General features: G+C 58.9%; 12 protein-coding genes. All 12 read right to left on the bottom strand.

Annotation, left to right across the window (positions count from 1 at the left end; genetic code table 11):
- Nucleotides 1-600: 600 nt before the first annotated feature.
- The gene (gene tyrS, locus HMPREF3148_RS09505) at nucleotides 601-1,860 is read right to left on the bottom strand and encodes a tyrosine--tRNA ligase (protein ID WP_049064248.1); all 1,260 of its coding nucleotides are present in this window, start codon (nucleotides 1,858-1,860) and stop codon (nucleotides 601-603) included.
- A gap of 92 nt (nucleotides 1,861-1,952) precedes the next feature.
- Nucleotides 1,953-2,153: a Trm112 family protein gene (locus HMPREF3148_RS09500; RefSeq protein WP_005529360.1), complete on the bottom strand. Its 201-nt coding sequence runs from the start codon at nucleotides 2,151-2,153 to the stop codon at nucleotides 1,953-1,955.
- Nucleotides 2,154-2,269: 116 nt separating this feature from the next.
- Entirely contained in the window at nucleotides 2,270-3,703 is a 1,434-nt protein-coding gene (argH, locus tag HMPREF3148_RS09495) for an argininosuccinate lyase (protein WP_049158874.1), read from the bottom strand.
- A 2-nt stretch (nucleotides 3,704-3,705) separates the two neighbouring features.
- The gene (locus HMPREF3148_RS09490) at nucleotides 3,706-4,920 is read right to left on the bottom strand and encodes an argininosuccinate synthase (RefSeq protein ID WP_049064252.1); all 1,215 of its coding nucleotides are present in this window, start codon (nucleotides 4,918-4,920) and stop codon (nucleotides 3,706-3,708) included.
- Nucleotides 4,921-5,032: 112 nt separating this feature from the next.
- Nucleotides 5,033-5,518, bottom strand: a complete 486-nt coding sequence (locus HMPREF3148_RS09485; protein ID WP_005529353.1) for an arginine repressor — start codon at nucleotides 5,516-5,518, stop codon at nucleotides 5,033-5,035.
- Between the two features lie 3 nt (nucleotides 5,519-5,521).
- Complete coding sequence (argF, locus tag HMPREF3148_RS09480; RefSeq protein ID WP_049064254.1) at nucleotides 5,522-6,442, bottom strand: ornithine carbamoyltransferase; 921 nt, start codon at nucleotides 6,440-6,442, stop codon at nucleotides 5,522-5,524.
- On the bottom strand, nucleotides 6,439-7,608 hold the full coding sequence (locus HMPREF3148_RS09475; RefSeq protein ID WP_005529349.1) for an acetylornithine transaminase: 1,170 nt from the start codon (nucleotides 7,606-7,608) through the stop codon (nucleotides 6,439-6,441). The genes argF and HMPREF3148_RS09475 overlap by 4 nt, the downstream gene beginning before the upstream one ends.
- Nucleotides 7,605-8,540 (bottom strand): acetylglutamate kinase, encoded by a 936-nt coding sequence (argB, locus tag HMPREF3148_RS09470; RefSeq protein WP_005529348.1) that lies wholly within the window; start codon nucleotides 8,538-8,540, stop codon nucleotides 7,605-7,607. The genes HMPREF3148_RS09475 and argB overlap by 4 nt, the downstream gene beginning before the upstream one ends.
- Before the next feature lie 21 nt (nucleotides 8,541-8,561).
- A complete protein-coding gene (gene argJ, locus HMPREF3148_RS09465; RefSeq protein WP_049064256.1) occupies nucleotides 8,562-9,743 on the bottom strand; it encodes a bifunctional glutamate N-acetyltransferase/amino-acid acetyltransferase ArgJ in 1,182 nt (393 codons plus the stop codon).
- Between the two features lie 80 nt (nucleotides 9,744-9,823).
- A complete protein-coding gene (gene argC / locus HMPREF3148_RS09460) occupies nucleotides 9,824-10,867 on the bottom strand; it encodes an N-acetyl-gamma-glutamyl-phosphate reductase (RefSeq protein WP_049064259.1) in 1,044 nt (347 codons plus the stop codon).
- A gap of 267 nt (nucleotides 10,868-11,134) precedes the next feature.
- On the bottom strand, nucleotides 11,135-13,654 hold the full coding sequence (gene pheT / locus HMPREF3148_RS09455) for a phenylalanine--tRNA ligase subunit beta (protein WP_049064261.1): 2,520 nt from the start codon (nucleotides 13,652-13,654) through the stop codon (nucleotides 11,135-11,137).
- Between the two features lie 36 nt (nucleotides 13,655-13,690).
- Nucleotides 13,691-14,737 carry a phenylalanine--tRNA ligase subunit alpha gene (gene pheS, locus HMPREF3148_RS09450; RefSeq protein WP_046646847.1) on the bottom strand — a complete coding sequence of 349 codons (1,047 nt, stop codon included), beginning with the start codon at nucleotides 14,735-14,737 and terminating at the stop codon, nucleotides 13,691-13,693.
- Nucleotides 14,738-14,939 lie beyond the last annotated feature (202 nt).

The raw sequence follows: 14,939 nt of genomic DNA, 5'->3' as shown, positions 1-14,939 counted from the left end.
GCCCAAACCTAACAAAAAGACAAACCAACCAAAACCAACACCACTGAATAATCAACAACATTGACTCTTAATAAGGCTGGCAAATCCAAAAATTACTATACAAAGAAAAATCACAACCACCCCCAACCCGACGGGGCACAAAAAGGGGGCAGTCAAACCACAAAAATGATTCACGCAATTCAACAATGCATACCAAACAAATAAACTTAATTATTTACAATCGCGCCCCAAAAGGCCCGATCCGGCACACACCACACCAACCAAACACCTAGCCCGGTCAGCACAATCACGATCACCACAAAGTAGTAAAAGTACATTGGCACACTATTGAGTTCTCAGACATCATTCGTATCGAATTCAACTGCTTCTATGAAGCACTTTCCTTCGAACGGCTGGAGTTCACATCCTAGTCAACATGTTTAGACCTTGTCAACCCGGTGTTAATCTCCGTGTCATCCGCTTGCCGCGGCGACTCGAATTAATATACGCACGGCTACAACACTTGACAAATCGCCTGCTTAAAAGCGAAAACCGCCCACCGATGGTGGACGGTTTTCAACGCACGCTGTGAAGGAGTTGTTCAACTCCTCTTAACGAGCGTTACGCAAGACGAGCGCCAGCGAAGTTCTTCTTTCCGCGGCGCAGCACCAACCAAGCACCGTGCAGCAGGTCTTCCGAGGATGGCTCCCAGTCTTCCGACTCAACGCGCTGGTTGTTGATGTATGCGCCGCCTTCCTTGATGGTGCGGCGTGCAGCACCCTTGGAATCTGCCAAGCCAGAGGCAACAAGCAAGTCAACGGCAGTACGCGGCTCGCCCTCACCTATCTCTGCAACGGTGGTTTCAGCGAGTGCACCTGCCAGAGTCTTCTCATCCAGGTCGCTCAGCTCGGCCTTGCCGAACAACGCTTGTGCCGCAAGCTCCACAGCCTTGGTGGCGTCTTCGCCATGGACGAGGTTCGTCATCTCCTGCGCCAAGCGGCGTTGAGCAGCGCGCTTGAATGGCTCTTCGGCCACGGCCTTCTCGTATTCTGCGATCTCCTCCTGGGTGAGGAAGGTAAACCACCGCAGGTAATCGATGACCACAGTATCGCCTGCATTAAGGAAGTACTGGTACCAAGAGTAAGCAGAGGTCTTCTCCGGATCCAGCCAGAGCTTGCCGCCACCGGTGGACTTACCGAACTTCTGGCCCGATGCATCAGTTACCAAAGGCACGGTCAGTGCATGAACCTTGGCGTTATCCATACGACGGTTCAAATCAACACCGGAGACAATGTTGCCCCACTGATCGCCACCGCCAATTTGCAGCACACAGTCGTATTCGCGGTGCAGGTGAACGTAGTCATTCGACTGCAGAAGCATGTACGAGAACTCCGTGTAAGAGATGCCGTCAGACTCAAGGCGACGCTTCACGGTGTCGCGGTCCAACATTGTGTTGAGGGAGAAGTTCTTTCCCACGTCGCGCAGGAACTCAATGACGGACATGTTCATGGTCCAATCCGCGTTGTTGACCATGATCGCAGGGTTGTCGCCCTCAAAGTCTACGAAGCGGCGCAGCTGCTTCTGGATTGCCTGCAGATTCTGTTCAATGGTCTCCATGCTGAGCATGGAACGCTCCCCCACGTCTCGAGGGTCACCAATGGTGCCCGTGGCACCGCCGGCCACAGTGATCGGACGGTGGCCGAATTGCTGGAAACGGCGCAGCATGATCATCGGCACCAGGTGGCCCGCATGCAGTGAGTCGCCAGTTGGGTCGAATCCGCAGTACAGCGTGATGGGCTTCTCGCACTCGTCACGCAGAGCCTCGAGATCGGTGGACTGGTTAATGAGGCCGCGCCAAGACAGCTCATCGATGATATTCATAAAAGACTTTCTTGATTAGAAGGTTGTGCTCGAAGAACACGAACCACGTGCAACTTGTACTAGGACTTGCCACGGAGCTGCGGCTTTGAAAATTAGGACTCGTGTGCGGAGTACGGAGGCCAAGCCTGCGCATGGTCAACGAGCATCACTGGGATTCCGTCCTCAATGGGATAGGCCACGCCTAGACGCTCATTGACCAGAACTTCTTTGTCCTCGATATAGGTCAACGGGCCCTTGTCTTGTGGGCAGACCAAAATCTCTAGCAGTTGTGGATCAAGACTCATGGCGTTCATCCTACATCTCCGCACTACAGAGAGCGGCGTCGGCCCGCGAATACCTCGGAGGTAACTAACAAACAAAGAAAAGCCGACCATCCCCGAAGATTTCGAGATGGCCGGCAAGGTTAAGGCTAGTTGGCCGGAATAACCGGGGTCTGAGCCCACGCGCGGGACTGCGCGGAAAGCTCGTCCACGCGCTGACGTTGTTCGGCAACGCGCACTCCGGCGGTTCCGCCCTTGGTCGAGCGGGAGGCCACAGCACCGTCAATGGTGAGGACTTCGCGCACGGCAGGCAGCAGGCGCTTGTCGACGCCGGCGAGTTCCTCGTCGGTGAGATCCACCAGATCCACTCCCCGCTTCTCTGCAATCTGAACGCAGGCACCGGATGCTTCGTGCGCCTCTCGGAACGGCACACCTTGGCGCACCATCCACTCAGCTAGATCGGTAGCCAGCGTGAAGCCACGCGGAGCAAGTTCACGCATGCGGTCTTCGTGGAAGACAAGGGTGGAGACCAGACCGGTCATAGCGGGCAGCAGGAGGTTGAGCTCGGCCACCGAATCGACGATGGGCTCCTTGTCCTCTTGCAGATCGCGGTTGTAGGCCAAAGGCTGTGCCTTCAACGTCGCAAGCAGACCGGATAGGTTGCCGATGAGACGGCCCGTCTTGCCACGGGTCAGCTCGGCGACGTCGGGATTTTTCTTCTGCGGCATGATGGATGAACCGGTTGACCATGCGTCATCCAAGGTGACGTAGCCGTATTCCGGCGTGCACCAATAGATGATTTCCTCGGCCAGGCGCGACATGTCCACCGAGATTTGAGCCAACACGAAGGCGGTCTCAGAAGCGAAGTCACGAGAAGCAGTACCGTCCAAAGAGTTCTCTGCGGAGGAATCGAAGCCGAGTTCCTCTGCGATTGCCTCTGGATCCAGGTGCAGCGAGGAACCAGCGAGGGCGCCCGAGCCATACGGGGAAACCGCAAGGCGCTTGTCTAGGTCGCGGATGCGATCGACGTCGCGAAGCAGCGGCTGGGCATGTGCCAGCAACTGGTGCGCGAGAAGAATCGGCTGCGCGGCCTGCGAGTGCGTCTTGCCCGGCATAATGGCATCCGGGTGAACAGCCGCCTGCTTGGACAGCGCGTCAACCAGGTCGGTGACCTGAATAGCGATGTCGCGAACCGCGTCGCGCACCCACATCCGGAACAACGTAGCCACCTGGTCGTTACGGGAACGACCAGCACGCAGACGTCCGCCTACCTCTGGGCCAACAATGTCAATGAGCCCGCGCTCCATGGCGCCGTGCACATCCTCGTCGGTCGGCAGCGGGCCGAACTCACCGGAGGCCACCTTCTCCCCCAGCTCGGTCAAGCCGGAAAGCATGGTCTCAAGGTCGGCGTCGGAAAGCAGCCCTGCTTTATGCAGAACCTTGGCGTGCGCCTTGGATGCTAGAACATCGTAAGGTGCCAGCACCCAGTCGAAGTGAGTGGACACGGACAGGGCAAACATCGCCTCGGAAGGGCCGCCGGAGAAGCGGCCACCCCACAGTGCGCCCTCGTTGGTCTTGTGCATTTTTACTTTCCGGTTGGGAAACCGCCGTCGCGGTCACGCTGGTTAGAAATCTGGGTGGACAGGCCGTGCAGCTGGACAAAGCCCTTGGCTGCAGTCTGGTCGAAGGAATCGCCTGTGTCGTAGGTTGCCAGATCGAAGGAGTACAGCGACTGGCCAGAGCGGCGACCGTTTACGGTAGCGGTGCCTGCGTGCAGAACCATGCGGATATCGCCCGAGACGTTCTCCTGGGAGGACTCGACGAATGCATCCAAGGAGCGCTTCAGCGGGGAGTACCAGAGACCGTCATAGACCTCCTCGGCCCAGCGAGCGTCAGTCAGACGCTTGTAACGCGCCAGCTCGCGCTCGACGGTGACGTCTTCCAGAGCCTCGTGTGCCTTGATGAGAACGATTGCGCCTGGGGCCTCATAAACCTCGCGGGACTTAATACCGACCAAGCGGTCCTCGACCATGTCCAAACGGCCAATGCCCTGTGCACCTGCACGGCGGTTGAGCTCCTCGATTGCCTGCAGGACGGTGACTGGCTTGCCGTCGATAGCTACTGGCTTGCCCTTCTCGAAGGAGATGACAACCTCATCCGGAGCGTTACCCAGTGCTGGGTCCTCGGTGTAGGCGTAGAGGTCCTTTGTCGGCGGGTTCCACAGATCCTCCAGGAAACCGGTCTCCACTGCACGGCCCCATACGTTCTGGTCGATGGAGAATGGCGAGGATGCGGACTGCTCGATTGGCAGGTTGATCTCCTCAGCGAAGGCGATAGCCTTGTCGCGGGTCCATGCGTAGTCACGTGCCGGAGCAATGATTTCCAGGGAAGGATCGAGAGCACGGAAGGAAACCTCAAAGCGAACCTGGTCGTTGCCCTTACCGGTGCAGCCGTGGGAAACGTGGGTTCCGCCATGCTCCTGAGCAGCCTTGACCAGGTGCTTGGTGATGAGCGGGCGGGAGATTGCAGATACCAGCGGGTACTGCTTCATGTACATACCGTTTGCCTTGATGGTCGGCAGGCAGTACTCCTCGGCAAACTCGTCCTTTGCGTCGATGACGATCGACTCAACCGCACCACAATCGAGTGCACGCTGGCGTACGGACTCCATGTCCTCGCCGCCCTGACCGAGGTCAAGGGAGACGGCGACAACGTCGCCACCGGTCATCTTGGACAGGTATGGAATGGCGACGGACGTATCCAGTCCGCCAGAGTAAGCGAGCACTACGCGTGCAGTCATGATGAATCTCCTTGAGGGTTACTCGTCCGAAGTGCTTCGTCCGAGTGATTCTGTAGATTTCTGTGGGTTTTACTGAAGTAGAATTAATATTATACGACTAACCCTATAAAACTTAAATGGCGCGGGAAGTAAGTTTTAAGGCCAGCTCTTCCCCGGTTGTTCCTTCGCGTGCGAGAACAAAGATAGTGTCGTCACCAGCGATACAGCCAACGACGTCGCTAAGCCCAACGCGATCAATGAACGAAGCGAGGTACTGTGCGGCACCGGCCGGAGTACGCAGCATTGCGATATTTCCGGAGTGATCGTGGGAAACAACCAACTCTTCAAGCATACGGCGCAGTTTCTCACGCGGACCGTTCACTTGGTCTTCGAACTGCTCGAGCTCGCCGCCGACCATATAGAAGGAGCGGCCGCTATCGCGCTTAACCTTCTTCGCACCTAGCTCGTCCAGGTCGCGGGACAACGTTGCCTGCGTGATGTTGATTCCTTCATCGAGGAGCAGCTCAGAAAGCTGTACCTGGCTAGTCACCCTGGTGCGGTCCAAGATCTCCAGGATCTTGGCCTGGCGAGCATTGCGAGTGGTTGGTGTCGTGGTCATGTCTTAAGCGTTCTCCTTGTTATAAGCGAGTAGCCACACGAGCAAAGCCTTCTGCGCATGCAGACGATTCTCCGCCTCGTCAAAGACACGGGACTGCGGTCCATCGATTACCTCGGCGGAAACCTCACTGCCGCGATAAGCCGGCAAGCAGTGCAGGAAAATAGCATCATCCTTAGCCATTGCCATGACGTCGGCATTGACCTGATAAGGAATAAAAGGCGTACGGCGATCGAGCCCGTCAGCCTCCTGCCCCATTGAGACCCAGGTATCCGTGATGACGACGTCTGCGCCGCGCACAGCCTCGAGCGAGTCCGTTACGGTGATGGAGCCACGCTGCCGTGCGCGATCGACGAATTCCTGCTGGGGTTGGAATCCCTCCGGCGCGATAATCCCCACTTCCATGCCAGCGGTGGCAAATCCCAGCATGTAGGAGTTAGCCATGTTGTTGTTGCCGTCGCCGAGGTACACCGCCTTGCGGCCCTTCAGGTCGCTGAAGTTCTCACGGCAGGTCAGCAAATCCGCCAGGATCTGGCACGGGTGCAGGTCGTCGGACAAGGCATTCACGATGGGAACCGTGGCGGTCTCAGCCATCTCGAGGAAGTTTTGGTGGTCATACGTGCGCCACACGATTGCCTCCACAAAACGCGAGAGCACTGCTGCGGTGTCCTGGTACGTCTCCCCCTTGCCCATCTGCGTGGACTTGGTCTCGGTAACGATGGCATGTCCTCCCAAGTGGGCAATGCCTGCTTCGAAGGAGAAACGGGTACGCGTTGAAGTCTTATCGAACAAGACGGCCACTGATTTAGGGCCTTCGAGTGGCCGTTCTGAAAATGGTTCGGCCTTCAGCTTGAGGGCGAGGTCAAGGACCTCGGCCTGCTCAGCAGGCGACAAGTCATCGTCCGCTAGAAAGTGCCGCACACTCATGCACATACCTCCATTACAGCGAGGAGACGTTCAAGTGCCAAAGCGATCTCCTCGTCACTGATGACCAAAGGCGGGGTCAAACGCACAACGGACTTGTTTGGGGCGTTCAGAATCAGTCCCTGTTTGAGTCCCTCCGCGACGACTTCCTTAGCCACCGGCTTATTTAATACAACACCAAGCATAAGCCCTCGGCCACGTGTGCTGTCTACGAGTCCCGACTTTTCTACGCCTTTTGCCAGTTTTTCGCCCTTGCGGGTGACCTCAGTGAGGAACTCGGAATCAATTTCATCCAGCACGGCGTTCGCTGCAGCGCAGGATACAGGGTTTCCGCCGAAGGTCGTGCCATGGCTGCCGGGCTGGAAGAGATCCTTGGCAGCTCCCCTAGCGATGGTCGCGCCGATAGGAAGGCCAGCACCCAAACCCTTCGCCATCGTTACGACGTCGGGAAGCACGCCCTCATGCTGGAACGCAAAAAAGTCGCCGGTCCGTGCAACGCCTGTTTGCACCTCGTCAACCATCATGAGGATGCCGTACTCATCGCATAGCTCGCGCACAGCCTTGAGGAATCCGTCCGGAGCCGGAATCACTCCGGTTTCGCCCTGGATGGGCTCCAGAATGATAGCCGCAGTATCTTGCGGATCCTGTTCCACCAAAGTGCGCAGGTAGTCGATGTCGCCGTAGGTGTAGAACTCCACCCCGCCGGGGAATGGCTCGAAGGCATTGCGCTTACTCGGCTGCCCAGTCATGGCCAAAGAACCCATGGTGCGGCCGTGGAAACCGTGGTGCGCGGCGAGAATCCGGCGGCGGCCGGTCAAGCGTGCAAGCTTGAATGCCGCCTCGTTTGCTTCCGCGCCGGAATTGCAGAAGAAAACGCGGGCATCCCTGTCACCGATGCGTTCAATGAGCTTGCCTGCCGCATTCACCACTGGCTCGCTTGCAAAGAGGTTGGACACGTGGCCAACCTTGGCCACCTGTTCGCTGACTGCCTGCACTACCGCTGGGTGCCCGTACCCCAACGAGTTCACTGCGATGCCAGCGAGCATGTCGATGTAGGTTTTGCCCTCTTCGTCGGTGAGGGTAGCGCCCTTGCCGGATACGAACGCCACCGGCGGGGTTCCGTAGGTGTTGGTGATGACCTGGCCCCACTTCTCTGTTAGGTTACTCATGCGTTGTCGTCCTTCCTGAAGACGGTGCCCGCTGGGTAGTCTTCCCGCTTGTAGTTGTCAGGCAGCACCATCGTTCCGATACCACCCATGGTCAGCAGCTCGAGGAGAACTGCGTGTGCGATGCGTCCGTCAATAACGTGCGCAGCGCTGACTCCCCCGCGGACTGCATTGAGGCACGATTCCATCTTGGGGATCATGCCGCTGTCCAGGCCTGGAAGCAGGGCCTCCAACTGGCCACATTCAATCTTCGACACCAGCGAGTCCCTGCTGGGCCAATCGGTGTAGAGTCCCTCAACGTTGGTGAGGATCACCATGCGCTCTGCACCCACTGCCTTGGCGAGTGCGCCGGCAGCCGTGTCCGCATTGATGTTATAAACCGCGCCGTCTGCGCCTGGCGCAATGGTCGAAACCACCGGGATACGCCCGGATTCGACGATGTCCATCACCGCTGCCGGGTTGACGTCAATGATGTCTCCGACCATGCCGATGTCGGTGAGCTCGCCTTTAATGTCCACCAAGCGCTTGGTGGCGGTGAAAAGGCCGGCATCCTCACCGGAGGTTCCCACTGCATATGGCCCGTGCGAGTTGATGAGATTGACCAATCCGCGGCCGACCTGCCCAAAGAGCACCATGCGCACGACGTCCATAACCTCAGGCGTCGTAACGCGGAAGCCGCCCTTAAATTCGCCTTCGATGCCGAGTTTGCCGAGCATTTCATTAATCTGTGGGCCGCCACCGTGGACAACGATGGGCTTTGCGCCAACCGTACGCAGGAAGACCATGTCGGCCGCAAACGCCGCCTTGAGTCGGTCATCCACCATGGCGTTGCCGCCGTACTTGATCACCACGACCTTGTCCCGGAAGTGCTGCAACCAGGGCAGCGCCTCGGCCAGGACGTTGGCCCGATCTTGATTCGTGAGCCCCTGAAGCATGACTATTTCCTTGCTTTCCTTTTATGAGCTGTATGCGGAGTTGATTTCGACGTATGCGTGGGACAAGTCGGTGGTACGCACAAACGCCCTGCCCGGTCCGCCTGTTCCCAGGTCGACGCGGACATCGATGCCGGCGCCGGACAGATCGACGTCACGAGCACCCGGCGCACCGGTCGAGGCCAGGCACACAGGCTGATCGTTGAAGTACACGGAGATGTTGTCTGGGTCCATGTCAGCATCAGCCATTCCCACCGCTGCGAGCACGCGGCCCCAGTTGGGATCAGAGCCGAACATAGCGCACTTGAACAGGTTGTCGCGCCCCAAGGTACGCGCAGCGTTGAGAGCTTGTGCGTCGCTGCCGGTTCCCTCGACGGTGATGCGCACGCGCTTAGTCACACCCTCGGCGTCTGCTTGGAGCTGATCCGCGATGTCAGCGCACACTGCCAACGCTGCCGCGTTGAGCTCTTCTTGGCTGGGTTCCACGCCGGAAGCACCCGATGCCATCAGGATGACGGTGTCATTGGTCGAGGTGGAACCGTCCACGTCCAAGGTGTTGAAAGTCTGATCGGAGGCTTGCTGCAAGGCCTTCTGCAGAGCCTCCGGGCTGGCCACCGCGTCAGTGGTCAAGCACACCAGCATCGTGGCCAGGGACGGGGCCATCATTCCCACGCCCTTACCCATTCCGCCAAGGACCCATCCCTCGCCACGAGTCACGGCCTCCTTGGAAACGGTGTCCGTGGTCATGATGGCTGTCGCCGCTGCGCTCGAGTGCTCAGCACTGGTGCCGATTGACTCGACCACCACGTCAATGCCTTTGAGGACCTTGTCCATAGGCAAAGGTTCGCCGATGAGACCGGTCGAACACACGGCTACGTCACTGCTGTCGAGCGCAAGATGCTTGGCGACGGCGCTCACAGTGGCACGCGCATCTTGGTCGCCCTGGGCGCCGTTGCATGCGTTGGCGTTACCTGAGTTAAAGAGCACTGCCTTTAAGACGCCGTCGGCTACAGCTTCCCGCGAGACCTTAACTGGGGAGGCCACCACGCGATTGCGTGTAAACACCGCTGCCGCGTCAAAGTTGGGACCCTCGTTGATGACGAGAGCCATGTCTGATTTACCGGATGGCTTGATACCCGCTGTGGTTGCTCCTGCGCGGAAACCGGCTGCTGCAGTAACGCCGGTCTGAGTGGCCGAAGAAGTCATGATTAGTCCTTAATACGAGACGAAAATAGGGGGTGGATTCTGGAGTAGATAGGTGCCAGAGGTGGGTATGCCTGCAGGGCTTAAGGGGCGACTGCTGCTTGCGGCAAACCGGCGGTCTCATCCCAGCCCAGTGCAAGATTCATGCACTGCACAGCGGCGCCTGCCGTGCCTTTGCAGAGGTTGTCCAAGGCTGCAGTGATAACGAGACGTCGTGCACGCTTATCCACATGGGCCTGAATGTGCACCATGTTGGTGCCCACGACATTTTGGGTCTCAGGCTGCTGCCCCGTGGGAAGGACGTAACAGAATGGTTCGTTCGCATAGAAGTCTGCGAACACCTGCGCGACTTCCTCGGCGGTCACGCCGTCACGCAACGGCGCGGTTACGGTGGCGAGGATGCCGCGTGGCATCGGCGCAAGTACGGGAGTAAAGCTCACCGAGACTGTGTCCTCAGTAAATGGTTGCAGATTCTGCACCACTTCAGGGGTATGCCGGTGGGTACCACCTGGCTTGTAGGCCTTGACGTTGCCCATGGTTTCGGCTCCCAGCTGCGCCACAGAAGCCTTCTTGCCCGCGCCGGATACGCCGGTGATAGCAATGACGGAGAGGTCTGGCTCAATCAGGTTTCCCTTAACAGCGGGAAGCGCCCCCAAGGTAATGGTGGTGGGGAAACAACCGGGAACTGCGACCCGGTTAGAGCCCTTAAGCGAAGCACGGTTTCCGGGAATCTCGGGGATACCGTAGGGCCATGCGCCCGCATACTGGCCGCCATAAAATTCATCCCAGTCGGCCTTGTTGCGAAGGCGGAAGTCAGCAGCACAGTCGATGACCACTACCTTCTCCCCCAGCTGGCGCCCGATCTCTGCGGAGTGGCCATGCGGGAGGGCAAGGAAAACTACGTCGTGTTGGGACAACACCTCTGGGGTGGTTTCTTCAATTATGCGGTCTGCCAGCTGCGGCAGATGCGGCATGAGTTCGGAGACCTTTTGTCCAGCATTCGAGCGCCCAGTCAGCGCGCCTATCTGCAGCTGTCGAGCGAAGTACGCAGGATGCGAAAGCAGGAGGCGAAGAATTTCGCCTCCTGCGTATCCGGTGGCGCCTGCAATTGCTACTGAAATCGTCATGCCGCCCACCGTAGCAAATAATGCAACACACTGTAAGTTATTCAGGAAAATTTCCCATTAAAAAGCACGGGATGAAATCTGCCCTACCCCTCGCAAGGAAGCATTAGCCGACAATCCCCAGAATATGACCTACGACACAGTCCGTCAAGGATGCGGCAGCGCGGTGACGCCTTACACAGCGCATTAGGAAAGCCTTTCCCTCAGTAATCCACTTTGAGGGAAAGGCTTAGCTCTACTGCAACTTCAGCGGCTGGGGTTCCAGGCCTCCTAAGCGCGCATCTCCGCGCCGAGGCGTTGCTTGACCAGCTCGGCCGCTGCGAGGCGGTGCTCGTTAGCTTCCTCGTCAGTAAGAGTGCGGTCATCTGCCCGGAAGATGAGCTTGAACGCCAAAGACTTCTTATCCGCGCCAAGCTGCTCACCACGGAAGACGTCGAAAAGCTCTACTGCCTCGAGAAGCTCGCCGGCACCCTCTTCGACGACCTTGCGCACCTCTTCAGCAGGCGTGGACTCATCGACGATGAGCGCGATGTCCTGATGCAGTGCTGGGAAGGCAGACAAGACCGGTGCTGGGAAAAGCTCGTCGGTCGGCAACGCAGTGACATCGATTTCCATTGCGCACGTGCGTGCGGGAAGGTTCAGCGCCTCGAGAACCTGTGGGTGCAGCTCGCCTGCGTAGCCAACGATGATGGACTCACCGTCGACGACTGCCTTCACCGCAGCGCAACGGCCCGGGTGCCAAGGCAGCTCCTCGGCAGCCTCCAGCTCGATCTCGACGCCAGCCGCACGAGCAACCTGACGAGCAGACTCAATAGCATCGGCGTAGGTAAAGGCACGACCCTCGCCCCACGGGCCTTCATGCTCGATGTTGCCGGTAGCTACGGTCGCGACATGGAGCGGCTGCTCTGGGAGGGATTCGCACAGTTCCTTGACCACATCGTCTGCTGGACGCTGCTCAACGGACGGCATCGGCGAAGAATCCGCGCGCTTGAAGGAGACCTGCTGCAGACCAAACAGTGCCAGATCTGCACGGCCACGTGCGACGTTACGACCGATGGCTTCTAGCATGTTCGGCAGCAGGGTCGTGCTCAAGATGGCCTTGTCAGACTCCAGCGGGTTCTGCACGGAAACAGTGCGGCGGCGGTCGTCGTCCGCGTCCAATCCCCATACGTCAAACGTGTCGTTGGCGATGAACGGAGAAGGCAGAACCTCGGCGTAACCGGCATAGGCCAAGCCATGACCGATGGCGCGGCGACGCTTCTGAGCCGGGGTGAGTCCGCGACCGCCGACTGGGGTCGGAAGAATCGTCGGAATGTCCTCGAGGCCCTCGAGACGCAGGACTTCCTCAATCAGGTCGACATCCATGGTGATGTCGGTACGCCAGGTAGCTGGGGTGACCAGCAGGTTCTCCCCCTGCTCTTCCACGGCGCAGCCCACCTCGCGCAGACGCTGCACGATAGTCTCGCGGGAATACTCCACGCCCGCGTATTCGCTTGGCTTGCTAGCCCGCATGGTGATCTGCTGCGGCTTGGCGACGTCGCCCACAAGGGTACGGCCGGACTCGATGGTGCCGCCAGCAATCTCGACGAGCAAAGCGCAAGCAACGTCGAGCGCAACCTCGACGATGGCTGGGTCTACGCCGCGCTCGAAGCGGCGGGAGGCCTCCGAGGAAAGCTTGTGGCGGCGAGAGGTACGCGCAACCGTAATTGGGTCCCAAATAGCGGACTCGAAGTACACATCAGTGGTCTCGTCGATGATTTCAGTGGACGTACCACCCATGACACCAGCCATGGACTGGATGCCATTGTCATCGCAGATGACGACGTCGCCGGCGGAAAGGGTGCGCTTGACGTGGTCCAAGGTCTCGAACTTCTCTCCCTCTTCCGCATTGCGCACTACCAAGCCACCCTTAACGAGGTTGGCGTCGAACGCGTGCATAGGAGCGCCCAGCAGCAGCATCACGTAGTTGGTGACGTCGGTAGCCGGGTTGACGGCACGCTGGCCGGACAGCATGAGCTCGCGTTCCATCCAGAATGGAGTGCGAGCATTCGGGTCGATGCCGGAAACCTTGCGCAAACCAAAGCGCTGGGCCTTGGTCTCCTCACGCAGGTCAATGTTGATGAGGCCCCCCTCCGGTGTGGGAACACCAGAAACATCGATGCCTGCAACGGACGGGTCCTGCGCAACGTCAGCAAATTCGAGGTTGAAAGCCGAAGCAATCTCGCGAGTCAGGCCACGTGCCGAGAGCGCGTAGCCACGGTCCGGGGTGATGTTGACGTCGAATACGGTGTCAGCCAAGGCGATGAGCTTGCGAGCATCCTGACCGATGTACTGGCCGTACTCCTCGCCCAAGGTGATGATGCCATCAGACTTCTCAGCGAAGCCAAGCTCCGCGGCGGAGCACAGCATGCCGTTGGAGATGTGATCGTAGGTCTCGCGGGCAGCAATCTTGAATCCACCCGGCAACTCGGCACCCGGCAGCGCCACAACGACGTGATCGCCGAGATGGAAGTTGCGAGCGCCGCAGATGATACCTTGCAGCTCACCGGTGCCGTTTGCGTCACCGACGTTGACCTGGCAGTAACGAATGGGCTTTTTAAATTGGGTGAGCTCCTCGATTTCCTCCACCTTGCCGATGACCAGCGGGCCGGTGATTTCTGGCAGGCCCTCGTAGCCCTCGGTCTCAAAGCCGACGCGAACGAAACCAGCGTCGAGTTCTTCCGGAGTGACGGACCAGCCGGGGTTTTTCGCGCCAAGCAACCTGGTTACCCAGCTCTGGGAAATAAGCATTGTGTCTAAATTCCTTCCTAATTGCGGGGTAAACGGTTATGCCTGGACGCCGAACGGCAGGGTGAAGCGAACGTCGCCCTCGACCATGTCTCGCATGTCGGTAAGGCCATTGCGGAACTGCAAGGTGCGCTCGAGGCCCATGCCGAATGCAAAGCCGGTGTACTCCTCTGGGTCAACGCCCACTGCGCGGAGGACGTTCGGGTTGACCATGCCGCAGCCGCCCCACTCGATCCAGCCGGCGCCGCCCTTCTTGTTTGGGAACCAAACGTCGACCTCAGCAGAAGGCTCGGTGAACGGGAAGTAGTTGGTGCGCATGCGGGTCTTGGTCTCAGGGCCGAACAAGACCTTGGCCAAGTGGTCCAGGGTGCCGCGCAGATGAGCCATAGTCAGGCCCTTGTCCACTGCGAGTCCCTCAACCTGATGGAATACTGGGGTGTGCGTAGCGTCGAGTTCGTCGGTACGGAACACACGACCTGGGCAAGCAATGTAGAGCGGAACATCGCGGTCCAGCATGGTGCGTACCTGTACAGGAGAAGTGTGGGTACGCAACACCTGCTTCGAGCCTTCAGTAGAGACATGGAAGGTGTCTTGCAGGGTACGTGCTGGGTGATCCGGCTTGAAGTTCAACGCATCAAAGTTGAAGTACTCCGCCTCGACCTCAGGACCATCGGCGATTTCCCAGCCCATGCCGACGAAGATGTCGGCGATGCGCTCGGACAATGCCGTAATTGGGTGAAGAGCACCGGTCTGGGCGCGGGTGGTGGGGATGGTGACGTCGACGGTCTCGGCAGCGAGCTGAGCCGCACGAGCCTCCGCCTCAAGAACAGCCTGAATCTCCGCGTAGCGCTTCTCGACGCGACCGCGCGCCATGTTGACGTTACGGCCAGCGTCCTTGCGCTGATCCTTAGGCAGGCTGCCGAGCATCGTGCGAGCTTGTGGGATATAGCCCTGCTCACCGAGGTGCTCACGGCGAGCCACCGTCAGCTCATCGAGCGTGGTAGCTGCTTCGAACGCGGTGATTGCGTCGTCGGCAGCCGCGCCCAGGGCGGCTTCGGTCAATTCGATCTGAGGTGTATCGGACACGTGCCTTAAGTACCTTCTTCTAGCGAGAAAAACTAACGCCCGTTATCTTAGCGCAGTTCACTAGCCCTCTACGCAGCGGGGCGCCGCTCCACTAAGCCCCGCTAACGTTTCCTAGTTGATCGAACGGGTCCACTCAACGGGCATGACCCCTGAAAAGGAGACAGGGTGAGGGGCAGTTATGCCCGTCATCGGGTTCCAGTTC

This window comes from Corynebacterium sp. HMSC05D08, from assembly GCF_001807215.1.
In the GTDB taxonomy this organism is placed as follows: domain Bacteria; phylum Actinomycetota; class Actinomycetes; order Mycobacteriales; family Mycobacteriaceae; genus Corynebacterium; species Corynebacterium striatum.
This window is presented reverse-complemented; position numbering and strand designations above follow the sequence as displayed.